Below are 25,249 nucleotides of genomic sequence, written 5' to 3'. Positions count from 1 at the left end.
TTTACACCCGTTAAAATCTTACTTGTTTGGACTCGTTGCACAGTCTGGATAGTGCGAGCGGCTTCGAACCGCTAGGTCGAGGGATCGAAGCCCTCCGAGCCCTTTAGATTATCTTATTAAGCAAATAATTTCTCAGCATGATGAAAATGAAAATATCACCATTCAAGATCGGATTAGTATTAGTGATAGTAGGTATGGTTTGGACTGCATTCATTTTTGATGAAACTGAAAAAAAATACGATTCAATTATTCTAAAAGAATCAAATTCATTTGAAACAAAATCAGAATTTTTTGGTGCAGATATAGGATATTTCAAATTATACATGCCTGAATTTAGCGGAGAGGAGATATTTGTTCAAATATTAGATCCTAAAGAAAATATAATTCAGGAACAAATGGTTCAAACAAAAATGTCAGTAGCATATTTTGATTTTATTGAAGATGGTGAATATACAATAAAAATTACAAATATTGCAAAGAATTCAATTGATATGCAAATAGAATTTGGAAATACAAATTCGCAAAAAATGTACCCATCAGGTATTTTGATTTTAGTTGGTGCAATTGTAATGATGATAATATCGTATTTGAAAATTAAAAATTATAATATAGAACAACCTGAAGAGAATATCTCGTAGATTTGGATACATTGGATTGTGTGTCCAAAAATTAAAACTAAATTAAAAATCAACCAAGTTGTAAAAAACAAAAATGCAATTATGGAGAAAGGAAGAAATATTTTGAGTTTTGTATGCTCTCTATTTTTTAAAATTAAAACTGCACCCAATGATGCAAGCACTAAACCTAACTCAAGCGGTTGATGAGACCATGAAATTAATCCATCAATTCCAAATAGATCATGGGATAGCGAATCACCAAAGCCTGAAACTATTTGTAATATAGATCCTACAATTACTAGTTTGATTCCTGTTTTTAGCGAGCCTTTAACTGATTTTCGAATTATTAACATACTGCCCATAATTGCAGCACATGTAGTCATTGAAACACCAAAGTACACTACAATGTGGGATGGACTCCAGAAAAATTCTGGTTCTTTTTGAAGATGAGAAATTGCATCCCAAAATCCTGCTGAAACGATTACTATAGGACCAATTACTGCTAAAATTGAAACTAGTGAAACAAGCGTACTAGATTTCGCAATAGTTGAATTGGAAAGTCTTTGAATTAATTTCATTTTGTTTCTACACCATTAGAGGACTATTTGAAATATGGTAAGGATTTCAATTTGAAAAATTCGACTACATGGCTAATTTTATGAATTAACTATATTAGATGATGAATTATACAAAAATCATGAGTCCAGGAATAGGATTAATGAAGAGACGTCTAGAAAAGGAAAAAGATGCCATTGTATTAGGAATTTCAGGAATTGCAAAAAAATATGATGTAAAACCTGAGGATATCAAAACTCTAGAAACAAAATATCATGACGATGCTGGCGATTGGTATGTTGCGCTAGGATGGGATGAGAAAAAAGCAATTGTTCAAATGGATTCAGTATTAGGAACAATTACAGAAATTAAAGAAATTTAATTATCAAGTTTATTTTAAAAATTATATGACTAGGGCAATTGTTCTTGGAGGTTCACGAGGTATAGGTAAAGCGATTTCAGAATCGCTTAAAACAATAGATATTGATGTTTTTGCAGCATCAAAAAAGGATATTGATACATCATATTTGCAGAGTGTAAAAAAATTTTTAGAAAAAAATTCACAAACAGATATTCTTGTTTTAAACACAGGTGGGCCTGCTCCAAAACCATTCTCAACTATTACTGAAGAGGATTGGAAATTATACCATAATCAATTATTTTTAGGGTTTGTCACAATTTTACAAAATATCCACATAAATGATGGAGGATACATATTTTTGATTAGTTCTAGTGTAATTAAAGAACCAAATACAAAATTAATAATTTCATCAGCATATCGTGCTGCATTTGCTGAAGTTTTCAAAGTATTGAGTAAAGAATATGCTGAGAAAAATATTAGTTGTGTAAACATTGCTCCAGGACCAATCAACACTGATAGAACTCAAGAATTAATAGAAGATGTTAAAGAATTTGAAAAAACACTACCTATGAAAAGACTTGGAGAACCTGAGGAAATTGGGAACTTTGTAAAATCAATTGTTGAAAATAAAATAAAATATCTATCAGGAGTTACAATTAATTTTGATGGTGCAAATTCAAATTATATTTTCTAAAACTATTTTTTAAATTCAACATTTGGTGTGTCTGGTTGACCAGCAATTGCAATTAATCCTCCTTCACGGAGTTGTTGTAATAATTGCATTACTTCTTTTTCTACTTGTTTTCTTTGTAATCCAGTTTGTTGAGCAAATACTTCAACTAGATCTGTTACTTTACGTTGACCATTACAAGATTTCCAAAAGTCAACAATTGCTTGATTAACCATAAATCCTTGTTCATGTTCATTTGCTAATACCATAGAACCATCTTCTTGTTGGACTAGTTTTCCAACTCCTTGTGGTAATGCGGTTTCATAATTAATCGGAGCTGGAGTATTCATTGCAGCTCCCATATTTTTAATTTTTAATTTTCCTTCTTCCGTCATTTTATCCATTGACCATGCAGGCTCCCATACAATGTCTATTTTTACATTATTTACTCCAGGAACTTTTTTTGCAAATCTTGTAGCATCTTCAACTAAAGTCTCATGTAATGGACAACCTTGAGTAGTCATTGTCATTTTAATATTAACATCATTATTTTCTGTCACATCAATTCCATAGATTAATCCCATTTCTACAATGTTTAGTGGAACTTCAGGATCCATACATTGTTTGAGCGAATCCTCAATTGCTTGCGGAGAAACTGTACTCATATTGTAAACGGCAGTTTGAAAAACAATAAAAACTTTCTAATTATTAGCTTGAAATAATTTTGGAATAGATTCTTCATATGGTGCAGTAGCCACACCTTTTTCCGTAATAATACCAGAAATTAGTTCAGGAGGAGTCATATCAAACGCAGGATTAATTACGCCAATATCATCAGGAGCAGTCTTTTTCTCACCAATTCCAGTTACTTCAGAACCTTTTCTCATCTCAATAATTACATCATCAGCCTTTGTTTCTAAGTCAATTGTAGATAATGGAGCAGCTACATAAAATGGAATTCCATGTTGTTTTGCCATTGTTGCTACCTGATAAGTTCCAATTTTGTTGAATACATGACCAGTTTTTACAATTCTATCTGCTCCAACTACAACTTTATTCACCAATCTATTTGCCATTGAATATCCTACAGCAGTATCAGGAACTAAACTAACATCAAAGCCATCATGTTTTAATTCAAATGCTGTCAATCGTGAACCTTGTTGTATTGGTCTAGTCTCAGTTGCAATAACTTTAACATTTTTTCCACTTTCTCTAGTTGCTCTAATAACACCTAAAGCAGTTCCATATGCAACAGTTGCTAATGCACCTGCATTACAATGAGTCATTATAGTATCATTATCATCAAAGAGGACAGATCCGTTCTTTCCCATAGCTTTGTTTATTTCAATATCTTCATCTGCCATTTTTTTTGCAGTTGAAATTACAAGTTCTCTGATTTGTTCAGCTGTTTCCCCAGTCTTTGCAACATTCATTATTTTTTCCAATCCCCAACCCAGATTTACTGCAGTTGGTCTTGTTGCAAAAAGAATTTTTCTTGCTTTTTCCAAATCAGATAATATTTCTTCTTTTGTTGTTGCCTTACTTTGTAAAGCAGCTAAGCCCAATCCAAATGCTCCAGATACTCCAATTGCTGGAGCACCTCTAACTATCAAAGTTTTGATGGCATTAGCAACTTGATTAAAATCATCATATTCTACAAAAATCAATTCATTTGGAAGCTTTGTTTGTTCAATCATTATGACTTTATTATTTTTCCACTCTACTGTTCTGAGGGATGAATCAATCAAATCTTTGGTATCATTCACATTAGTAATGGAATATTTTCTTCTTTAAAAATCAAACAAATGTGTTGAGGAAAATTATTCTTTGTATTACTAACTATTTTATTAAAGTCTAAGATCTTCAAAATATTGTTAAAGTTAGATACAATAAAAAAAATTGATAAGAATCAAATGTATCAAGCATATGATAGTTGGCCTAATATTTCAGATGTGGCATTTAAAAAAAAATGTGAGAAAATTCATTATAAAGGAATTAAACATATTGTTTTTGCAGGAATGGGGGGTTCTGGTCATATTTCAGATGTCTTTTATTCCATTTTTTCAAAAACAAAGATCTATGTTGATGTTGTAAAGGGATATCATTTGCCACATACTGTTGATAATAATACATTAGTAATTCCTATTAGTATTTCTGGAAATACTGTTGAAACATTATCTATTCTTCGTGATGCAAAAAAGAAAAAATGTAAAATAGTTGCATTTTCAAGTGGTGGAAAAATAAAGGAATTTTGTAGAAAAAATAAAATTGAACATAGATCTGTTCCCTTTATTCACACTCCAAGAGCATCGTTTGCAGGTACATTATATACAATGTTAAATGTATTAGAACCAATTTTACCTATCAACAAAAAAGAAATCATAAGATCAATTGAAACATTAAAAAAAATTAATAAAAAAATTGCTACATCAAATTTATCAAATTCAAATCCTTCTCTTAATTTAGCATATTGGATAAAAAAAAGTCCTTTAATTTATTACCCATGGGGGTTGGAATCTCCATCAATAAGATTTAAAAATTCATTACAAGAAAATGCAAAACTTCATGTGATTACAGAGGACATAATAGAATCTTGTCATAATGGAATTGTTGCATGGGAAAAAAATTCTACCATACAACCCATTTTAATTCAAGGAGAAAAAGATTACATTAAAACAAAAGAACGATGGAGAGTTATTAAAAAATATTTCAAAAAAAATAAAATAGATTATTGGGAAATTAATTCAGTTAAAGGAGATATTTTATCAAAAATGGTTTCGTTAATTTATCAACTTGACTATACTTCTATCTATAAAGCAATTCTAACAAAAACAGATCCTACACCAATTCATTCTATTAATTTTATTAAGCAAAATATCGAATAAAAATATAATTCTATACTAGTATTAGTCACAAAATGCCATACATGACAAAAGTGAAATGCTTAATTATAGTATCTTTAGATCAAGTTAACATTGAGTCTTGAATCTAAGTGGAAAGAACAAAATGTGTTAGTTACAGGCGGTGCAAGTTTTATTGGCAGTCATCTAGTCGATAAATTAGTTAGTTTAGGTTCAAAAGTAACAGTAGTAGATGATTTGTCAAGTGGAACATTAAAAAATCTTTCACAATCAAAAGAAAAAATTAATTTCATTAAACATGATTTAGAATACACTACAAAAGAAGATCTGAAGCAGATGTTTAAAGAGAAAGACTATGTTTTTCATTTAGCAGCAGTTCATGGCGGCAGAGGTTTTATTACAACACATCCAGCAGATGTTTGTTCAAATGCCTCAATTGATCATCATGTTTTTCAGGCATGTACTGAAGCAAATGTTCAAAATGTTTCTTTTGCAAGTACTGCGTGTGTATATCCAACTGAACTACAAGAAAAAATTGGATCTGACTACAAATTAAAAGAATCAGATTCAAATCCTAAAAATCTAGATGGATATATGAGTGCAGATATAGAATATGGTTGGGGAAAACTTAATTCAGAAATTCAGTTATTGTCATTTGTAAAACAGTATGGATTAAAAGCAAATGTTTTGAGATTTGTTACTGCATATGGTCCTAGAGAAAATGAAACTCATGCAATAATTGCGTGGATCTACAAAGCACTTGAAAAAATGGATCCATATGTTATTTGGGGCGATGGAAATCAAGAACGAGATTTCACTTATGTATCAGACATAGTAGATGGATGTATTTTAGCAGCTCAAAAAATTACTGATGGCACACCATTCAATCTGGGAACAGGTCGTAGATATACAGTAACAGATGTTGTAAAAATGATATGTAAAGTGATGGGATGGAGTCCTTCAAAATTTGAATTTGATACAACAAAACCTGCAGGTGCATTAAGTAGAGCATTAGATAATACAGAAGCAAAAAATGTTCTCGGATGGGAACCAAAAGTTTCATTAGAAGATGGACTAAGAAAGACCATAGATTGGTACACTAAAATGCATAATCCTAAAGGTTCAGTTAATCAAGATCTACTTTTAGAACACAACACCAAAGTACCGTCCTAAAACAGAGTAAAAAGAAATGAATTCCTTTGAACAATTAAAACCACTTTTAGAAGATGAACGTGGACTTTTTTTTGAAGTATTAAACAATAAAGAAATCAGACATGTAGTAGTTACCACATTTACAAAAAATGCAAAACGAGGAAATCAATTTAGAAAAAATATGGATCAGTATTTTTTCTTAGCAGTAGGAAAAGTGAAGGTAACCACAAAAGATATGAAAACAAATGAACAAAAACAAAATGACATGATTCAAGGTTCAATGTTATTTATCCCAAAAGGAATAGCATTTGTAACAATTGCTGAAGAAGAATCAATTTTAGTAGAATGTTCACCACAAGAATATGATCCAGATAATCCAGATATTAATAGAGTAAATATTTTGTAAGTTTAAAATAAAAATTTGATGAAGAGTTTTATGTTGATTCTTTAGAAGAGATTTATGAAAATTGCAATAATTGGAGCTAGTGGATTACTAGGAGAAGGATTTTTACATTTAAAAACTAAACACAAACTAATCACCACTGTATTTAGTAAAGATTCAATAAATAATTCAACAGTATTAGATATTAGAAAATATAATGATGTGAAAAAATTTGTCGATGAATTTAAACCAGATGTTGTCATAAATACATCTGCAATTACAAACCCAGAATATTGTGAAATAAATCCAATTGAAGCAAATCAAACTAATGTGATGGGGGTAAAAAACTTAGCAGAAATTTGTAATAATTTTAAAATTCATTTTATACAAATATCAACAGAGTATGTTTTTGATGGTATTACAGGTAAATATCAAGAAGAAAGTATTCCAAATCCAATTTCAAAGTATGGAGAGTCAAAGTTAGAATCAGAAAAAATTACACTTCAAATAAACAATTCATTTTGTGTGGCAAGAACAGCAATGTTGTTTGGTTGGAGCAAAAATAAACTTAATTTAGCAACATTGTTAATATCTAAACTATCACAAGGTGAAAAATTAGATGTGATAAAAGATCAAATTGTATCACCATCATATAATGATAATATTGCCGAGATTCTTTTAGAACTTGCAGAAAAAAAACTCAGTGGGATTTATCATGTTTCTGGATCAGATATCATGAGTAGATTAGAATTTGCAAAAGCACTAGCTAAAGAGTTTAAATTTGATGAAAAGTTGTTGGAATCAATTTCAATATCTGAATTTAATTGGAAAGCTAAAAGGCCAAAAAATGGAGGTTTAGAAATAGACAAAATTTCTAAAATTCTTCATACAAAGCCCATGTCAGTATCAGAATCATTGAAGCAAATGAAAATAGATTCCATTGTAAAAATGTAGGTTTAAATTCTTAGATCATTAGGAAATTTTATCGTGGAAAGGATTAATCAATTTGAGCCATATTTAGGAGAAGAAGAAAAAAAAGAGCTCATGGATGTAATTGATTCAGGATGGTTTACTGAAGCAAAAAAAACCAGAGAGCTTGAAAAACAATTTGCAGAATTTGTAGGTAGAAAATACGCAGTAGTAACTACCAGTGGAACCACTGCATTATTTCTTGCACTCAAAGCATTAGGTTTAGAACAGAATGATGAAGTAATCGTTCCAGATTTAACGTTTGTAGCATCACCAAATTCTGTTGATTTAGCCGGAGGGAAAGTATCATTAGTGGATATTAACAAAAAAGATCTTGGATTAGATTTAAAGAAAACCGAGCAACTAATTACTTCAAAAACAAAAGGAGTGATGCCAGTTGATTTTAATGGTAGAGCACCTGATTTGATAGCTTTGCAAGAAATTGCGAAAAAAAATAACATGTTTGTTGTGGAGGATGCATGTCATACAATAGGTTCATTTTATCAAGGCAAACATATGGGATATTTCAGTGATATTGGGATTTTTTCATTAAGTACACCTAAAATAATTACTGCAGGTCAAGGAGGAGTTCTTGTAACTGATAACTCAGAACTCTATGAAAAAATTCGTATGATCAAAGATTTTGGAAGAGATGTTGATAAAAAACACAATATGAAAAATGCTTTTGATCATGTAACTATGGGATATAATTTCAAATTTACAGAATTTCAAGCAGCAGTCGGTGTTGCCCAAATGAGAAAGCTTCCTCAAAGAATTGAACATAAGAAGAGAATGTATACAATTTTCAAAGAAGAATTAAAGGGAATTAATCAAATTGAATTTCTTGAAACTGATCTAAATGATGTTATTCCATGGTTTAATGATATTTTGTTACCTAATCAAAAAATTAGAGATGATCTCATTGATCATTTACAAGAGGCAGGAATTGGAAGCAGAATGTTTTACCCACCAATTCATGAATTAACTCCATATTCAAACTTGAAAGGCGATTTCACAAACACCATAGAAATGTCACAACGTGGAGTATGGCTTCCATCATCAGCATTTTTGACTGATGATGATATTATTAGAGTCTGTTCAGAAATTAAAAAATTTGCACATGCTCTAAATTAGATTAATGTTAAACAACTACGAAAAGTTCTTAACAGGTTTCTAAAAATTCGAATCATGTCATCTGAAACAGTGTTAATTTGTGGTGGAGCAGGATATATTGGATCAGCATTAGTATTCAGACTTTTAAAAGAAACAGATTTTAAAATTAAAGTTTTTGACAATCTCTCTTATGGAGGAGATTCAGTATTTTCTTTTTTTAATTTTCCTGAAAGATTTGAATTTGTTAAGGGAGATGTCAGAACATTTGATTTTGATCAACTACTCAAAGGAGTAGATTATGTTGTAAATTTAACAGCACTTGTCGGTGAACCTATCTGTAAAAAATTTCCTAAAGAAGCAAAAGAAATCAATTTTGATAGCAATATCAGATTAGCAAGAGCCTGTGAAAAAAATGGAATTAAGAGATTTGTATTCACATCAACTTGTAGTAATTATGGATTAAATGAGACTGGAGAAATGATAAAAGAAGATGGAGAATTACAACCAATTTCATTATATGCTGAAACAAAAGTAGATTCTGAAAAAATTCTACTAAATGAATTGCCTGATTTACCTTGTACAGTTTTGAGATTTGCTACGGCATACGGTATGGCTGCAAGAATACGTTTTGATTTATTATTACACGAATTAATTAGAGACGCTTGGACTAAAGCAAAAATCTATGTTTTTGGTGCTCAGTCATGGAGACCAATGGTACATGTTGATGATATTGCAAGAGGCATCATGTTAGTTTTGTCAAAAAGCGATTCAATAAAGAAAAAAGATGTCTTCAATGTAGGTTCAAATGATCAAAATTTCCAAAAAGTGCAACTTGCTCAAATGATTGCTGAAAGATTTAATGTGATTATTGAGGAAACTCAAGCTGTAAAAGATCCTAGAAATTATAAAGTTAATTTTGATAAAGTTACAAATGAATTAGGTTACAAGCCAATACATAGCGCAAAAGAATCAATTGATCAAATTGCAAATGCATTAGAAACAGGATTGATCGATGATAGAATTTTACATGAAAGTGTAAATGTAAAACAGAATTAATTTTTCTTAATAGAACTCATAATTGAAATTAATATTGATGATACACCCAATATACAGTTTAACCATAAGAAATAATCAAGATTTTTAAAAAAAATCTTCATGCCCAAATTTTTTGCGCACCATATTGTAAAACTAGAATATGGTAATAGATATTCATTCTTATGTGCTTTTTGAGTTTTTAGTTGAGTGAATAGAGTAATTGAAGGATCTGAAGCACCACTCGTATTTAGTTCAATTAACACTTCATCAATTAAGTGAAAATTGCCTTTTTTTAAAATTGTAAGAACTGTTGCCCAATCCCAACAAAAAAATTCACGTACAGTTTTTTTGTAAAGTGAATTTGTTCTAAATACTCCATATACATGATAGTAAGCTGTTTTTCTTAAAATTATTTTAACACGTTGTTCAAATGTACCACTAGCTCCAGAATTTACAAAAGGTCTAAAAGAACGTCGAAATTTTTTGTAAAATTTAACCATGATAGAATCATCAGATTTAGATTCAAATTCATCTCCCCATGGACCATAATGAGAAATTAATCCTTGAGAGCCTACTACATCTTCATTTGAATCAAGCACAGCTATATTCTTCTCTAAAAAATCAGAAGACCAAATATCATCTACCCCTGCCCAAACAAAATATTTTGAATTTGCTTGTTTGAACACAAAATTAAAACTCCACATCCATCCCATACGTTTTTCTTGAACTATCAACTCAATTCTAGGATCTTTTTCTGCAAATTCTTTACAGATTTCTACTGTTTTATCTGTACCAGGATCAACATCAATTATTAATTTAAAATCAGAATATGTCTGAGAAAGTATGTTTTCTAATCTTTTACGAATGAATTGTTCTCCATTATATACGGGTAAGCCAATGTTTAGTTTGTCAAGTTTTGATTCATTCACAATAATTGATTAGATTCACCATTTGTTTATTTTTGTTTGGCAACAATTTTTTCAGTTAATACAGAATCAGTAATTTGATCACTTTTTTCTTTTAAATGTTCAGCATGACACTTGTATTTTTCTGAACGTCTACCATACCAAGCAACTTTGTAACTCCATTTAATTGGATCTGATTCTATTACAGGATTACTGTAAAAATAGTGTTTGTTACTTGCAGAAAGAGGTTCATAATCAGCAAAGAAATTTTTCCAATTAAATTGAAATTTCTCACTCTTTATTTCAATTTGATCATCTCTAGTATTTTGCACAAAGATTTGGAATTTGATTAAATCATCAAGAATGTTTTGAGAAGTTTTAAAATTCATCTCATCTTCTATGAAAGAAACCAGATCAGTTACAGATTCATATAATTTATCCTTATGATAAGCCATTCTCAGCCAGCTTGCTTCTGTCATTGGCCAAAGAATATCACCTAGTTTTGGATCATGATGATCCCAACCATTACCTGCATATCCATTATCTCTATATTTTTTTACCAATTGGAATTCATGTGCAAACACTGAGTTAGGATATTTCTCACAAAATTTGAAAAATAATTCGTAAAATTCCATGAATTTTAATTTGTTTGTACGTTTATAGAAATTTGAAATATGTTCTAAAAGGCCAAATTTTTGTAAAGTAGAAAATGCCCAAGAATAATCATACATGATTTTTAAATCATCTAAAGTGTAAGAACTAGTTTCAGTTACAATGTATTCATATTCTGGAAGTGCTCGTTTATGAATAGAGGAATGTTGTAACATTACAGGAGAACGTGTTTTTTTAATTTTGAATTTTTCAACATATGCAGGATGATTCATTGGAGCATTAGGCAAAATCATACAGTGGTAAATATTTACAGTTCCAATTTTGGTGCTTGAGAGGATTTCTAAACCTTTCTTGAAAGTTTCTACTGTTTCTCCAGGTAATCCACGTATTACTTCTGAATAAGTAGGAACTTCATGTTCTCTAAATGTAGCAGAGAGTTCAGAAAATTCAGTAAATTTGATATTTGCGCGTTTGATAATTTCTAAAACATCATCATCCAATGATTGAACAGCCAATGTGACAGCACCTAAAATTCCACCATCTCTTAGTTCTTTAGCTATTGGAATGATTTTTTCAGATGAATTTTTTGCCCACGATACAGCCATTTTTTCTAAATGACCTTTTTCTAAAGCCATTTCTTTCATTTTTCTAGCAATTTTAAGATCTCTTTCTTGAAAAATTCCAAAATTTGCATCACAACAATCAACAAAAGGAATTTTATTTTCTCCAAACCATTCAATGTCTTTATACAATCTTTCATCAGAAAATTTTCTGAGTTTTGTAAAAGTTGCACTTCCCCAATCACAAAAAGTACACATGTATGGACATCCTCTATTTGTCTCCCATGAACAAATCCATGTAACACCGGGAACTTTTTCAACTAAATCCCAAACAAGATTGGTAGTATATGGAGATGGAATAGAATCTAAATCATTAATTCTTTCTTGATCAGGAGTTGAGAAATCTTTAGTAGTTATTCCCTTTACATTCAAATAATTTTTATCAGTAATATATGTACGTAGTAAATTTTCTAAAATATATTCTCCTTCTCCATGAGCTAAAATATCTACATAAGGATGATTATCAAAGAAATCTGTTGTATCTTCTGGAACATGTGGACCACCAAAAATAATCAAGCATTTTGGATTAAGTTCTTTAACTTTTTTTGCTAAATAATTTGTGATATCCCAATTCCATACATAACATGAACAAAGAAGAATGTCAGAATCAACACATTGTTTTATGTATTCATCCACTTTTTCTCTAAAAACAAATGTTTTTTGGAAATCAAAATTATTTTTAAGGTCCTCTTTAGTCTTTACATAGCCTACAATCATTGCTATACTATATGGAAAATGAATTTGGTCTTCATATTGATAATTGAACTGAGCGGAACTTACTTTGATCATAATTTAGTCTTGAATATAGATGAATTTAGGTTTAATTTAAAATATTATGTGTATTTATTAGACATCCCGATTAAAAATTAGATTTTTTGGTTTATAGTATAAAATATTTGATAGCAAGAATATCAAAATTTATGAATAAAAGGAAACTAATTGTTGGCTTACCCGTATATAATGGAGAACAATTCATTCGTAAAAGATTAGAAAACATACTTTCTCAGACATATTCTGATTTTAAATTAATAATTGATGTTGATCCTGGTACAGATAAAACAGTAGAAATCTGTAAAGAATTTGCAGAAAAAGATCCTAGAATTGAGTTGATAGTTCAAGAAAAACGTATGGGGTTAGTATGGAGTTTTAATTACATTTTACAAAATGCCAATTCAAAATATTTTGTTTGGGCAGGGGTAGATGATATTTGGTCTTCTGATTTTTTAGAGAAGAATATAGCTGTGCTTGATTCAAATGAAGATGTAGTGGGAAGTATGGGAAAAGTACGAAGACATGGACCACATATTGAAGAATTCAAATCTAAAAAAGAAGATTCTATTAAAACAAAAATGTATAAAAAATTTCGTAGGTTCTTTAGACCATTTGGCGTATATCCCATAGTTTCGGATTCATATGATAAAAGAATCAGAACTTTTTTAAAAATAAGAGATGATCGAAGTATTTGGGCAATATATAGAACAAAAATATTAAAAAAATGTTTAGAATTAGACTCGTGGAATTTTTGTTTACCAATGATGATGAACCTCCTAAAATATGGAAAATTGAATGTAATTGATGAGTTTATGATAGATTATTACAGTGTAGGTGGAACCGCAATTGGTATTTTGGAATATTATCATAGAGACCAAATTACATTAAGAGATGTAATTTTCCCTTGGTCTGCATTTACTATATGGTGTATAAAGAATTTAGACACAAAAAATTTCCTAAAAAACTTTGATCATTTTGTTCTTTTACAATTTTTAGGAGTTACATCCCAATTAATGATTCTTACAGATTGGTTAAAAAAGAAATAAAATTATTCAAAAAGAATATTTTTTGATGAAATAATAATAGAAACCTTAAGTATGAAAAAATCTGGGATAATTTATGAAAGTAGTCATTTTAGCAGGAGGGTTAGGAACTAGAATAAGTGAAGAAACAGATTTGAAACCAAAACCTCTCATTGAAATTGGAGGTATGCCGGTTTTATGGCATATTATGAAAATGTATTCATCTTATGACATCCATGATTTTGTTATTTGTTGTGGATACAAAGGATACATGATAAAAGAATATTTTGCAAATTATTTTTTGCACATGTCTGATGTAACATTTGATATTAAAAATAATTCAATGGAAGTACATCAAAAACATGCTGAACCATGGAAAGTAACACTAGTTGATACAGGGATTAATACGATGACGGGAGGCAGATTAAAGAAAGTAAAAAACTTTCTTGATGATGAAACATTTTGTTTTACATATGGTGATGGATTAAGTGATCTAAACATAAAAAATTCAATAGAATTTCATAAAAATAATAAAAAACATGCAACAATTACAGCTGTAAAACCACCAGGACGATTTGGATCATTAAAGATTAATGAAAACATAGTGGAAAAATTTAATGAGAAACCAGATGGTGATGGAAATTGGATAAATGGAGGATTTTTTGTTTTAGAACCAACTATTTTTGATTATATCACAGATGACTCAACAATTTGGGAAAGAGATCCTCTAGAAAAAATGGCACAAGAAAAGCAAATATCAGCTTACAAACATGAAGGATTTTGGCACCCATTAGATACCTTAAGAGATAAAAATAATTTAGAAGAATTATGGAACAATGACAATCCACCATGGAAGAAATGGTAGTAGATATTTGTTCTAATCGTAATAAAAAAATTTAGAGGAAAAAGGGTTTAAAAGATAAATGAAAATATGAGTAAATATGGATAAACCTTTGAAAATCTACTTAGGAGATCTTACTTATGACACAGTAGCTGTTTCAACTGAATCAATGCCTCTCAATATTGCATTAATTGCAAGTTATTGTTACAAACGATTTGGGAATAAAATCGAAATAACATTATTCAAGTACATAGACGATTTGCAGAAAGCTTTACAGAAACATCCCCCATCAATTTTAGGTTTAAGTAATTATTGTTGGTCACATAATGTGAGTAAAGAAATATTTTCAATATTTAAAAAAAATGAACCTAACGCTTTAACGATTTGGGGGGGTCCCAATTTTCCTATAGATTTTCCTTCACAAAAAAAATTTATGGATGATGCACCTGATGTAGATATCTATGTTCCTATAGATGGCGAAGTTGGTTTTTCAAACATTATTGAACGAGCATTAAGTAGTCAAGTCAAAAAAATCAGAGAAGAAGTATTGAGAAAACCCATAGATGGATGTTTAATTAGGAATTTAGAAAACAAGTTAGAATACACTATTCCTGAAATTAGAATAAAGAACCTAGATGAAATTCCTTCTCCATATACAACAGGATTATTAGATAAATTTTTTGACGGAAAATTAGTTCCAATGCTTCAAACAAACAGAGGATGTCCATTTACATGCACATTTTGTACTGATGGTAAAGAAGCTGTGAATTTAGTTAATAAATTTAGTAAAGAAAGAGTTAGAAGTGAAATATTATACATTGCAAAAAAAGTTCCTAGTAACACTCATAGTTTATTCATTAGTGATTTAAATTTTGGAATGATTCCAGGAGATCTTGATACATGTAATATAATTGCAGAAACACAAGAAAAATATGATTATCCACATAAAATTCTTTCAACTACAGGTAAAAATCAAAAAGAGAAAATCATTCAGTCCATTAGACGTCTAAATGGAACTATGGCACTTTCTATGTCAGTCCAATCAATGGATGAACAAGTTTTGACTAATATTAAAAGACAAAATATCAGTGTAGATAAAATGATTGGATTAGCACCAGTGATTAAAGAATATGACTTACTAACTACAGCAGAAGTAATTCTTGGACTTCCAGGGGAAAAATATGAACAACATCTAGACACTCTAAGGAAATTAGTTGAAGCTAGAATGGATGACATTGTAGTTCATACTTGTATGTTATTGGATGGCTCTGAAATGGCAATGCCAGAACAAAGAAAAAAATGGAAATTTGAAACAAAGTTTAGAATGCTTCCAAGAGATTTTACTGTTCTAAATAATGGGAAAAAGGTTTGTGAAATTGAAGAAGTGATAGTCGGTTCAAAGGATATGACATTTGAAGAATATTTGGAATTAAGAATGATAGGATTTACCTTATGGATGACCAATAAAGGAATTGTTTATGATTCAATGAATAAATTTCTCAGAGAGAAGGAAGTTGATGTGATTGAAATATTTCATCAAATGGTTAATCAAGTAAATAATGCTCCACCTAAAGTTAAAGAAGCTTTTGAAAAATTTAAAAATTCTACTATTGGTGAATTGTACGATTCCCCTGAAGAAATTCAACAAAAAATTCAAGATGATAAAGAATATCAAAAATATGTTGATGGTGAAGAAGGTATCAATGTAATGCAATACTATCATGCATATGTACTATCCAAATGCATGGATGATTGGACTGAATATGTAATTAGTATTGCAAAAGAATTATTAGAAAATTCAGGATCATCATCTCAAGAAATATCAGAAGAATTTAATGATGTTGCAAATTATTGTAGAGGAACATCTCATAATCCACTAGGTAATGATCGTATGAATACAAATCCAAAATTTTCTTTCAAACACGATATCACAAAATGGTTAGCTGATAAATCAAATACATTAAAAATATCAGAGTGTAAACTTAAAGCGCCAATAGAAATGTCATTTAATTTGACTAAAGAACAATTTAAGATTGTACAAGACACATCAGAGATGTATGGGGATAGTTTAATTGGTAGAACTAAGACATTGAAAATGGTTTCTCAACAATCATTATGGAGAAATCCATCAACATAATAAATTATTTTGTGAAACCAATTTTATGATATACATTTTCATCAAATTTTGATGAATCAAGAAATCCTCTGCCATCAATCAATAGAGGGGAATTCATGAATTTGTCAAGAATATTTTGATCTAAATTTTTGAATTCATTCCATTTTGTAAATAAAATAACTAAATCAGAATTTTCAATGGAGGATTCTAAGGTAGAACATAATGTGAAGGACGTAAATTTGTTTTTAGATGAATCATTACTAAGATTTGGATCATATGCAAAAACTTTTGCTTCTTTATCATTCAATAATCGTATAGCTTCAAATGCAGGGGAAGAACGAATGTCATCAGTATCAGGTTTGAATGTTAATCCCAATATTGTTACATGTTTATTTTTTAGGGAGAGGAGAAGTTTTTCAGCTAATGATATGATTAAAGAAGGTCTTTCATCATTTATTTCCATTACAGCATTCAACAAAGGGGTATTGACATTTTTAGCAGATGCATATTGTAAAATTGCTCTTACATCTTTAGGAAAACAACTTCCACCAAATCCACATCCAGGTAGTAAATATGATTCTAAACCAGGTTTAATTTTTTGATCTTGAATTTTAGTTGTGATTCTTTTATCTTCTACTAATGCACGTAAAACTTCAAACGTATCAATTCCAGTAGTTTTTTCTGCAATATTTGCAATTTCGTTAGAGAATGATATTAACATTGAAAAAAATGCATTATTAGCATATTTTATCATCTCAGCAGTTTCAGGATTAGTAGTTAAAATGGTAGCTTGATTAAAAGATTCAAAGATTTTTTTTGCAAAAACTTCACTTTTTAAATTAATGCTGCCAATGACTATTTTATCAGGATTCATAAAATCAGAAACAGCCTCACCCTCTCGTAAAAATTCAGGGATCAAACACAAACCATATGAAGAGTTATCTAAAATTTGATTTACCATAGGAAGAATATGAGATTTTGTACTTGAGGGAACAATAGTACTTCTAATCATTATTACATAATCATTTTTTTGTAATTTTTTTAGATGTTCACATACTAATTTAATTGAACTTAAAACTTGAGAGAGATCAATTGAATTATTTTGTTGAGAAGGAGTTCCTACACAAATAAAACAACCATCAGTGTTTTTTATCATTTCATCAATATTAGATGTGGGGATTAAATTTTGAGAAGAAATTGTTTTGTCAAGTAATTCTTCTAAATCTTTTTCATAAAACGGTAATTTTTTTTCAGATATTAATTTGATTTTTTCATCAACTAAATCATAGATAGTAATTTTATGACCTAAAGACGATAAACATATGCCAGTAGTTAATCCCACATATCCAGCACCAATTACACCTAAATTCAATTTGAATTCACCTTATACCAACTGTAAATACGTTCAATACCTTGTTGTAAACTGATTTCTGGAATAAAATCAAGTGTATTTGTAATATATTCAAGATTTGGGCATCTTCGTTGAGGATTATCTATTACATAGTTAGGGTCAGAGCTTTTTTGAATTTTAATTTTGATCGAGGGATTGATAATTTTTTTTATTGTTTCAGCTACACCGTGTACAGAAATTTCCTCATCATTACCTACATTAAAAATTGAACCGCCTGGAGGAAGAAGTAAGATTTTGAAAAAGGCTTTCATTGCATCAGTTACATAACAAAAACTTCTAGTTGGAGTTCCATCACTATGAATAATAATTTCAGAATGATCAAGGGAATTTTTTATAAAATCAGGAATTATTCTTCCATCCTCCAAATTTAGATATGGACCATAAACATTAAACGGTCTTGCAATTTTAATTGGGACATTGTATAATTGACTATATAGTATTGCAACTGTTTCTGCTAAACGTTTTGATTCATCATAACACGCACGTGGACCAGTACAAGAAACATGCCCCCAATAAGATTCAGGAGTAGGAACTATTGCAGGATCCCCATAAACTTCACTACTACTAAGTAATAGCATACCTTCAATATTTTTTTGACGTGCCAATTCCAAAAGATTGCGAGTTCCTTGATAGTTTACATCAATTGTTTTTAGTGGAAATTTTCTATAGACTATTGGTGAAGCAATACTTGCAGAATGAATAATAAAATCTAAATCATCTTCAATATCAAATTTTTTAGATATATCTTGTTCTATAAATTTAGTATTTGAATCATCAAAAGTTTCTTTGTGTTTAGCAGTAATTAGATTATCTAAAACAATGATTTTGCATGGTTTTGTAAATGATTTGTTTAATGTTTGTAAAATTTTAACAAAGTATGTACCTAAAAATCCCTTGCCACCAACTATTAGAATATTCTTGCCTTCTAGTTTATTTGAAAATTTTTGAAGATCTTTAATTACCCATTCTATATCTTGTGATACAATGTCTGTCATTGTTATTTATTCATAAATTAAAATGGAATAGATAAATCATTGCTCTTGAATATCATCTAAAACTAAAGGTAATGACAATTCAAATAGACGTTCAGCAACAATTTCATGTCCATAGTCAGAGATGTGGATATAATCATAATAAATCGGTTCTTGAACATGATCAAATATATTTCGTAAATCTGCTGTAGCATCACATCTTTGACTAAGATCATCAAGTGAATTACCCATACCTTCCAAAATCTCTATTGTACCAAATCCAAATTTATCATTGGGTGCTAGTTCTTTTTCGTCAGTGGAGAGTACTTTGTTGCCCGTGCCTAATATAGGCTGAACAGTAAGTAAAGTAGAAAAATTTTCATTTTGACCTAAATCACATATTTCAGTCCATCTGTTTTTCCACAAAGACACAATTTGTGATTTAATTTCATCATTAATAGGAGCAGGTTCAGGTTCTTGATAAAAAGCAGCACCTAAAACAAAGAAAGGAGTTCTATACCCAGATAGTTTTAACAGAGTCTTTCCAGATTCAATAAATGGATTAGAATTTGTGTTGAGTGACGAATCTAAATGCCTATCATAAGCATCATTTCCACCATCATATATAATTAAAAGATCAGGATCAAAATTAACAAGTCTGTCTTGAATGTAAAATGACTCTGTAAAAGAATATGCACTTCCAATTCCAGCATTAATTACTTCAACATTAATTTCTAAATTTTCTTTATCAAACATTTGCTGTAAATATCCAGGTATTGTAGTATTGTCAGAAAGTGAGGCAGCACCAAATGTTGTAGAACCACCTATAACAAAAATCCTATATACATTATCAGATTTGTTTTGTGTAATTTCATCACCTCTAAAACCAAATGAATTGATATGAATTGTAGGTAAATCCTGATTAGGGTAGAAATGTAAAATTGGCGTTTCAGAATATATTAAATTATTTGTGTCTCTACAAATTGCTTTTTGCATTTGTATGTCTACATCATTTAATGCTTCTTGGCCAATATATTTACAACCAGGTTCAAAATATTCATAAGTTCTAACAACACCCTCAATTACAACTAATAACACCATTAGTAACATAAATCCCAAAACAAATTGTTTTTTATATGATACTTGTACAGACATTTGAAATTATTTTCTCCCTACTAGATAATTTCCCATTACTAAATAGTCCATATCTGTTTTTAATATCATAGAATATGCATGTTTAGGAGTATTTACTATAGGTTCTCCCATAACATTCATGGATGTATTAATTATTACAGGTACCTCAGTTATATTATAAAATTCATTGATTAAATCATAGTATAGTGAATTTGTTTTTCTTGAAACAGTTTGTAATCTACCTGTACCATCAACATGTGTAACAGCAGGAATTTTATTTGGTTTTTTAACAGGAGACACCATCAACATATACGGACTTGGGATATCCATTTCAAAATATTCTGAAGAATATTCTTCTAAAATTGATGGTGCAAATGGTCTAAATGATTCACGATGCTTGATTTTTGCATTTAGAATATCTTTCATGTCTTCCCGCCTAGGATCTGCTAAAATACTCCTATTTCCGAGAGCCCTAGGACCCCATTCCATTTTTCCCTGATACCAGCCTACGATATTTCCTTCAGAAATCAATTTTGCAGTTTTTTTCAGTAAGGAGTCTCTTTCATAATATTCATAATCAATTTTTTCAGAATCTAGAAAATCTAGAATTTCTTCATTTCCAAATGAAGGTCCAACGTAAACATTTTCATGAATTAATTGAGTCTGATCCTCAAAATGAATTTTGGGGTTGTTATGACATATGTGATACAAATATTGTGCAGCTCCTACAGCACTACCTGCATCGCCAGGAGATGGGGGAATATGGATATTTTCAAATGGTCCTTCTTTAAGTAATTTATAATTTGCAACTCCATTAAGAGCTACGCCTCCACCGAAACAAAGATTTTTCATATTAGTTTTTTTGTAAATATGATTTACAATTTTTAATATTACATCCTCTAGAACTTTTTGTGCACTTGCTCCAATATCAAAATGAATTTGTAATGTTTTTTCATCCCTTGTTTTTGGTGAAATACCAAATAATTCTGAAAATTTTTTATTTATCATTACTTTATCGTACGTAAATGCAAAATATTCCATGTTCAAATGTATGCTACCATCATCTTTCACATCAATAAGATTATCTAAAATTAAATCATAATATTTGGGAACTCCATATGATGATAATCCCATTAATTTGTATTCGCCTTCATTTACTTTAAATCCAAGGAAATATGTAAATGCAGAATAAAATAATCCAAGTGAATGTGGCCAACGAACATCATTTGTAAGTTTAATTGAATTGTTTTTAGCATGACCAAATGACGTAGTACTCCATTCACCAACGCCATCAATTGTAAGAATTGCCGACTCTTCAAATGGTGAAGTATAAAATGCATGTGCTGCATGTGACATATGATGATCAGGAAAAATTATCTCACCGTTAAAACCATTTAATGATTTCTTAATTTCATTTTTAATCCATAATCTTTTGTGAAGCCATTTTGGAATGACATCTAAAAAGCTAGATAATCCACGAGGTGCAACTGCAATATAATTATCTAATAATCTTTCAAATTTTAAGATAGGTTTATCATAAAATGCTATTGAGTTTATCTCATTTGGTTTAATTTTAGCCTCATTTAAACACCATTCAATAGCGTGTTTAGGAAAATCATCATCAAATTTCTTTCTAGAAAATCTTTCTTCTTCTACTGCAGCAATAACATGTCCATCTTTAAGCAATGCAGCTGCTGAATCATGATAATAGCAAGAAATTCCAAGATTATACATCAGTATTGTTTCCTAATCCTGCTAAATTTTGTTTCTTCTACATCTAACCAATAAGAGTCAGATTGTTTTTTTAATCGCAATAAATCAATTTGTAAAATTCTAAAAAATATACCATATATTGAAATCACTGTTACAAATAATAATCCAAGAAAAATTTTTGTATTGATAATTGCAAGAACATCTAATCCTTTAGAGATTTTATTTGCAAAGATCTGCGTAACAAGCAAAACAAATCCAATAAATGAAATTAATAATTCAATTGAAAATATTCCAATAGAAGATATTATTATAAAAAACCAAAACGATAATCCAGCTGTAACTGCTAATGATTTGAATCTTGGAGATGAGGAATTCATATCGGATAAATGAATGCCACTAAACCAGATTGTGCAAGAGCTGTCACTCCAATTAATACAATTAGTAATATGATAATTGGAAACATATGGAATTTTCTTCTATGAATAAATAATTCAAAGATTTCCTTTATTGTGCCAAATCTAGACAATATATTGAAACTACATCACTAATCTAAATATTAATCGTTATCATTTCAACTATTTCTTAAAAATAATTTATGTATCATGTATTTTCTGAGATACCAAATTAATATTAGATTTTATTTGTTCAACAGTTAGATTCATTGTTTCTAGAATAATTGGCACATGTTTAAATTCTTTAAGTTTTAAAATTTGCCAACAATTAGGTGTTAAACTTTTGTGTTGATCTTGTAATCCGTTATTATTACTTACATGTATTGCACTAACTCTTTTTTTGCATTTTTTTACAAAATCATCTTTATCATAATTTAACCAATATGCAGAAACTGTTGCATGACCCAAGTCTAATAATAATCCAACATCAGTTCTATGGAGATATTTAAAAAATAATTTAATTTCAGGATAATCAGCAAACAAGAGCAATTCATTTCTACCATCAATTAAATTGAATTTTTGAACAACACTAGGCTCCATTGCAATTTTTATCCCACGTTCATTTGCATATCTTGATATTTCTTCTACAGATTCAACATAGGTAAACAAAGACTTTTTCCTATCTGCGATATTTGTTTTGGGAAAAGGTTTTCCGATATCAGGTGGATCAACAGTAAACCCTGGATGAAATGTGTAAAGAGGACTTTCTAAAGTACAACAAAGATCAATGGCTTTTTTTGCAAGAGATATACTTTTGGTACGGATTAATTTTTTCTGAGAAGCTAAATTAAATGTAAAGGGTTTTTTTGGAGGAGGGAAATAATTATGAATTAAAAAATTAAAAGAGAAATTTTTTAAGAGTTTAATATCAAAATATGAATGAACTGAGCCTAATTCAACATTTTCAATTCCAGATTTTTCATAAATTTCTAAAACTTTAATTACATTTTTTGGGTTTTTTAAACAATTTGTTGATGCGTAAATCATGAAAATATTTTTTTTATTTGCTAATTATTTCTTACGTGATAAATTATTAAAAATACATTCCAAAAGGTTTATGATTCATATGATATTTTTAAAAAATGAATTCAGATGAAAATGCTTATTGTAGGTGGAAGTGGTATGATAGGAACTAAAATTCATGATCATTTTTGCAACAAAAATACTGTCGAAATGACATATTTGACACATAAAATTCCTTTTGGTACTATCCATCAGTTGGATATTTTAGAAAGAGAGAATACAATTAATTTGATTCGTAAAATAAATCCAGATGTAGTTGTTCATAATACAGCCCTAGTAAGCGTAGATTTGTGTGAAACAGACAAAAATCTTGCAAATATGATAAATGTAGAAGGGACAAAAAATGTCATAGAGGGATGTAAAATTACTAATAGTAAGATAGTGTTTATTTCAACACCACTTGTATTTAATGGTGAAAAAGATGAATATGTAGAAAACGATGCTCCATCTCCAATTTCACAATATGGTATTACAAAATTAGAAGGCGAAAAACTAATTGAAAAATCAGGTGTGCCATATCTGATTTTGAGAACTGATCAACCATATTGTTGGATAGAAACCTGGCAGCACACTAATTCAGTTTTAAGATTAGTAGACACATTAAAAGAAAAGAAAACCTTACGTGAAATAACAGATTGGTATAACAATCCAACTTATGTGCCTGACATAGCTATTGCACTAGAAAAATTACTTGAAAATGAAAAAAATGGGATTTATCATGTAGTAGGCACAGATTTTATCAATAGATTTGAGTGGGGGTTAATTACATCAGAATTATTTGGATTAGACAAAAAATTGTTAGAACCAATTACATCAGATTCATTGGATTTGGCAGTTAAAAGAAGTAATGCAAATCTTTCAAATCGGAAATTAGTAGAGGATATAGGATTTTCTCCAAAAGGAGTAAAAGAAGGAATTCAGCAAATGTTAAAAGATAAAAAATAGAATTAGTTAATTTACATTTTTAAGTAAAAGAAAAAAATTAATGCATTATAACTAGAAGAATTAAGGAGGTTACATACATTGACAGAAATTGAAAACCCAAAGTTAACAATTGGTATGCCAGTATATAATGAATCCACATTTATGAAAAAAAGACTTACAAATATTTATGAACAAACATTTACAGATTTTGAAATAATAATTTCGGACAATGGTTCAACTGATAATACATTTGAAATATGTGAAGAACATGCAATTAAAGATAAGAGAATAAAAAAAATAAAACAATCAAAAAACATGGGTTGGGTTTGGAATCATAAATTTGTGGCAGAAAAAGCTTGTGGAAAATATTTTGTCTGGGCTGCAGCAGATGACATTTGGGAATCAGATTTTTTAGAGAAAAATATTAAGATTTTAGATACAATGAAAAATGTTGTTGCAAGCGTAAGTAAAATTGAAAGATATGGCCCAAAAATTGAAGAATTTCAAAATGATCCAGATGATGGAATATTTTCAACGATGTATAAAAAAATGAGACGACATTTTAGGCCATTTGGACCATATCCAGCATCTGGTGATTATGCAAAAAAAATTAAAATATATTTAAAAAAGCCATCCGCTCTTGGATTATATTCAGTTTTTAGAACTGATGCATTAAAAAATAGTCTTGTAAAAGACCGTATTTCAGTATGGGATTTGGCATTTACTTTGGAATTTCTTAAACATGGGGATTTGCATGTAATTGATGAAGTATTATTACATAGATACACAAAAGGTGTTTCTTCTCATGGGATATGGGATGAATATTTTAGACAAAAAGAAATTAGATTTTTTGAAGTAATTTTTCCTCATTCATCATTTACTCTATGGTGTTGGAAGAATGTTGGGAAAAAGAATTTTGTTAAAAATATTCATAATTTCATATGGTTAAATTGTTGGGGCCCAATAGGAATAGGATTTAATACAATAAATGCAATAAAACAAAAATTGTCAAACTAAAT

26 protein-coding genes and 1 tRNA gene are annotated in these 25,249 nt (G+C 29.5%); 16 read left to right on the top strand and 11 right to left on the bottom strand.

Annotated features, from left to right (window positions below; all coding sequences use genetic code 11):
• The first annotated feature begins 28 nt into the window (after nucleotides 1-28).
• Nucleotides 29-103, top strand: a tRNA-Arg gene (locus C5F47_RS00865).
• Between the two features lie 34 nt (nucleotides 104-137).
• Nucleotides 138-638, top strand: coding sequence for a hypothetical protein (locus C5F47_RS00860; protein ID WP_246271128.1), 501 nt, complete (start codon nucleotides 138-140; stop codon nucleotides 636-638).
• Here C5F47_RS00860 and C5F47_RS00855 read toward each other — a convergent pair.
• Nucleotides 602-1,195: a hypothetical protein gene (locus C5F47_RS00855; protein WP_179361056.1), complete on the bottom strand. Its 594-nt coding sequence runs from the start codon at nucleotides 1,193-1,195 to the stop codon at nucleotides 602-604. The two genes, C5F47_RS00860 and C5F47_RS00855, sit on opposite strands and share 37 nt — an antisense overlap.
• Before the next feature lie 119 nt (nucleotides 1,196-1,314).
• Between C5F47_RS00855 and C5F47_RS00850 the strand changes: the two genes are divergently transcribed.
• Both C5F47_RS00850 and C5F47_RS00845 read left to right on the top strand, forming a co-directional pair.
• On the top strand, nucleotides 1,315-1,554 hold the full coding sequence (locus C5F47_RS00850; protein WP_179361055.1) for a hypothetical protein: 240 nt from the start codon (nucleotides 1,315-1,317) through the stop codon (nucleotides 1,552-1,554).
• Nucleotides 1,555-1,579: 25 nt separating this feature from the next.
• Nucleotides 1,580-2,227, top strand: coding sequence for an SDR family oxidoreductase (locus C5F47_RS00845; protein WP_179361054.1), 648 nt, complete (start codon nucleotides 1,580-1,582; stop codon nucleotides 2,225-2,227).
• 2 nt (nucleotides 2,228-2,229) lie between these two features.
• Here C5F47_RS00845 and C5F47_RS00840 read toward each other — a convergent pair whose 3' ends face one another.
• Nucleotides 2,230-2,868 carry a PqqD family peptide modification chaperone gene (locus C5F47_RS00840; protein ID WP_179361053.1) on the bottom strand — a complete coding sequence of 213 codons (639 nt, stop codon included), beginning with the start codon at nucleotides 2,866-2,868 and terminating at the stop codon, nucleotides 2,230-2,232.
• A 36-nt stretch (nucleotides 2,869-2,904) separates the two neighbouring features.
• Nucleotides 2,905-3,969 (bottom strand): S-methyl-5-thioribose-1-phosphate isomerase, encoded by a 1,065-nt coding sequence (gene mtnA / locus C5F47_RS00835; protein ID WP_246271126.1) that lies wholly within the window; start codon nucleotides 3,967-3,969, stop codon nucleotides 2,905-2,907.
• A 105-nt stretch (nucleotides 3,970-4,074) separates the two neighbouring features.
• On the opposite strand from mtnA, the gene C5F47_RS00830 reads away from it, so the two are divergent.
• The 6 genes from C5F47_RS00830 to C5F47_RS00805 all read left to right on the top strand — a co-directional run bounded on the left by C5F47_RS00830 (nucleotide 4,075) and on the right by C5F47_RS00805 (nucleotide 9,736).
• Nucleotides 4,075-5,088, top strand: a complete 1,014-nt coding sequence (locus C5F47_RS00830; RefSeq protein ID WP_246271124.1) for an SIS domain-containing protein — start codon at nucleotides 4,075-4,077, stop codon at nucleotides 5,086-5,088.
• 90 nt (nucleotides 5,089-5,178) lie between these two features.
• Nucleotides 5,179-6,237, top strand: coding sequence for an NAD-dependent epimerase/dehydratase family protein (locus C5F47_RS00825; protein WP_179361052.1), 1,059 nt, complete (start codon nucleotides 5,179-5,181; stop codon nucleotides 6,235-6,237).
• Nucleotides 6,238-6,253: 16 nt separating this feature from the next.
• Nucleotides 6,254-6,622 carry a WxcM-like domain-containing protein gene (locus C5F47_RS00820; RefSeq protein ID WP_179361051.1) on the top strand — a complete coding sequence of 123 codons (369 nt, stop codon included), beginning with the start codon at nucleotides 6,254-6,256 and terminating at the stop codon, nucleotides 6,620-6,622.
• A gap of 54 nt (nucleotides 6,623-6,676) precedes the next feature.
• Nucleotides 6,677-7,552, top strand: coding sequence for an SDR family oxidoreductase (locus tag C5F47_RS00815; protein WP_179361050.1), 876 nt, complete (start codon nucleotides 6,677-6,679; stop codon nucleotides 7,550-7,552).
• 33 nt (nucleotides 7,553-7,585) lie between these two features.
• On the top strand, nucleotides 7,586-8,701 hold the full coding sequence (locus tag C5F47_RS00810) for a DegT/DnrJ/EryC1/StrS family aminotransferase (protein WP_179361049.1): 1,116 nt from the start codon (nucleotides 7,586-7,588) through the stop codon (nucleotides 8,699-8,701).
• Between the two features lie 54 nt (nucleotides 8,702-8,755).
• On the top strand, nucleotides 8,756-9,736 hold the full coding sequence (locus tag C5F47_RS00805; RefSeq protein WP_179361048.1) for an NAD-dependent epimerase/dehydratase family protein: 981 nt from the start codon (nucleotides 8,756-8,758) through the stop codon (nucleotides 9,734-9,736).
• Here the strand turns inward: C5F47_RS00805 and C5F47_RS00800 are convergent.
• Nucleotides 9,733-10,644: a glycosyltransferase family 2 protein gene (locus tag C5F47_RS00800; RefSeq protein WP_179361047.1), complete on the bottom strand. Its 912-nt coding sequence runs from the start codon at nucleotides 10,642-10,644 to the stop codon at nucleotides 9,733-9,735. The genes C5F47_RS00805 and C5F47_RS00800 overlap by 4 nt on opposite strands.
• 26 nt (nucleotides 10,645-10,670) lie before the next feature.
• Nucleotides 10,671-12,641: a B12-binding domain-containing radical SAM protein gene (locus C5F47_RS00795; protein WP_179361046.1), complete on the bottom strand. Its 1,971-nt coding sequence runs from the start codon at nucleotides 12,639-12,641 to the stop codon at nucleotides 10,671-10,673.
• A gap of 131 nt (nucleotides 12,642-12,772) precedes the next feature.
• Here C5F47_RS00795 and C5F47_RS00790 point away from each other — a divergent pair, with 131 nt between their 5' ends.
• The 3 genes from C5F47_RS00790 (at nucleotide 12,773) to C5F47_RS00780 (ending at nucleotide 16,623) form a co-directional block, all read left to right on the top strand.
• Nucleotides 12,773-13,669, top strand: a complete 897-nt coding sequence (locus C5F47_RS00790) for a glycosyltransferase family 2 protein (protein WP_179361045.1) — start codon at nucleotides 12,773-12,775, stop codon at nucleotides 13,667-13,669.
• A gap of 73 nt (nucleotides 13,670-13,742) precedes the next feature.
• Nucleotides 13,743-14,510, top strand: a complete 768-nt coding sequence (gene rfbF / locus C5F47_RS00785; RefSeq protein ID WP_179361044.1) for a glucose-1-phosphate cytidylyltransferase — start codon at nucleotides 13,743-13,745, stop codon at nucleotides 14,508-14,510.
• 76 nt (nucleotides 14,511-14,586) lie between these two features.
• Nucleotides 14,587-16,623, top strand: coding sequence for a B12-binding domain-containing radical SAM protein (locus tag C5F47_RS00780; RefSeq protein ID WP_179361043.1), 2,037 nt, complete (start codon nucleotides 14,587-14,589; stop codon nucleotides 16,621-16,623).
• A gap of 4 nt (nucleotides 16,624-16,627) precedes the next feature.
• Here the strand turns inward: C5F47_RS00780 and C5F47_RS00775 are convergent, their stop codons facing one another.
• From C5F47_RS00775 to C5F47_RS00760, 4 genes are read right to left on the bottom strand one after another with little or no spacing between them, the layout of a single operon-like run.
• On the bottom strand, nucleotides 16,628-17,974 hold the full coding sequence (locus C5F47_RS00775; RefSeq protein WP_179361042.1) for a UDP-glucose dehydrogenase family protein: 1,347 nt from the start codon (nucleotides 17,972-17,974) through the stop codon (nucleotides 16,628-16,630).
• A complete protein-coding gene (locus C5F47_RS00770; RefSeq protein ID WP_179361041.1) occupies nucleotides 17,971-19,008 on the bottom strand; it encodes an NAD-dependent epimerase/dehydratase family protein in 1,038 nt (345 codons plus the stop codon). The genes C5F47_RS00775 and C5F47_RS00770 overlap by 4 nt, the downstream gene beginning before the upstream one ends.
• A gap of 36 nt (nucleotides 19,009-19,044) precedes the next feature.
• Nucleotides 19,045-20,139, bottom strand: a complete 1,095-nt coding sequence (locus C5F47_RS00765) for an SGNH/GDSL hydrolase family protein (RefSeq protein ID WP_179361040.1) — start codon at nucleotides 20,137-20,139, stop codon at nucleotides 19,045-19,047.
• Nucleotides 20,140-20,145: 6 nt separating this feature from the next.
• Nucleotides 20,146-21,852 carry a carbamoyltransferase family protein gene (locus C5F47_RS00760; protein ID WP_218841253.1) on the bottom strand — a complete coding sequence of 569 codons (1,707 nt, stop codon included), beginning with the start codon at nucleotides 21,850-21,852 and terminating at the stop codon, nucleotides 20,146-20,148.
• Between the two features lie 162 nt (nucleotides 21,853-22,014).
• Here C5F47_RS00760 and C5F47_RS00755 point away from each other — a divergent pair, with 162 nt between their 5' ends.
• A complete protein-coding gene (locus C5F47_RS00755; RefSeq protein ID WP_179361039.1) occupies nucleotides 22,015-22,221 on the top strand; it encodes a hypothetical protein in 207 nt (68 codons plus the stop codon).
• Here C5F47_RS00755 and C5F47_RS09860 read toward each other — a convergent pair.
• Together C5F47_RS09860 and C5F47_RS00750 are read right to left on the bottom strand one after the other, a co-directional pair.
• Nucleotides 22,205-22,294, bottom strand: a complete 90-nt coding sequence (locus tag C5F47_RS09860; RefSeq protein WP_425489569.1) for a hypothetical protein — start codon at nucleotides 22,292-22,294, stop codon at nucleotides 22,205-22,207. The two genes, C5F47_RS00755 and C5F47_RS09860, sit on opposite strands and share 17 nt — an antisense overlap.
• Nucleotides 22,295-22,424: 130 nt before the next feature.
• Nucleotides 22,425-23,270, bottom strand: coding sequence for a sugar phosphate isomerase/epimerase family protein (locus C5F47_RS00750; RefSeq protein ID WP_179361038.1), 846 nt, complete (start codon nucleotides 23,268-23,270; stop codon nucleotides 22,425-22,427).
• A 105-nt stretch (nucleotides 23,271-23,375) separates the two neighbouring features.
• Between C5F47_RS00750 and C5F47_RS00745 the strand changes: the two genes are divergently transcribed.
• Both C5F47_RS00745 and C5F47_RS00740 read left to right on the top strand, forming a co-directional pair.
• Nucleotides 23,376-24,251 (top strand): SDR family oxidoreductase, encoded by an 876-nt coding sequence (locus C5F47_RS00745; protein ID WP_179361037.1) that lies wholly within the window; start codon nucleotides 23,376-23,378, stop codon nucleotides 24,249-24,251.
• Between the two features lie 78 nt (nucleotides 24,252-24,329).
• The gene (locus C5F47_RS00740; RefSeq protein ID WP_246271123.1) at nucleotides 24,330-25,247 is read left to right on the top strand and encodes a glycosyltransferase family 2 protein; all 918 of its coding nucleotides are present in this window, start codon (nucleotides 24,330-24,332) and stop codon (nucleotides 25,245-25,247) included.
• The last annotated feature ends 2 nt before the right edge of the window (nucleotides 25,248-25,249 follow it).

The organism is Nitrosopumilus cobalaminigenes (assembly GCF_013407145.1).
GTDB lineage: Archaea > Thermoproteota > Nitrososphaeria > Nitrososphaerales > Nitrosopumilaceae > Nitrosopumilus > Nitrosopumilus cobalaminigenes.
Note: the sequence above shows the minus strand (reverse complement) of the source record. Positions and strands in the feature narration are given on the sequence as shown.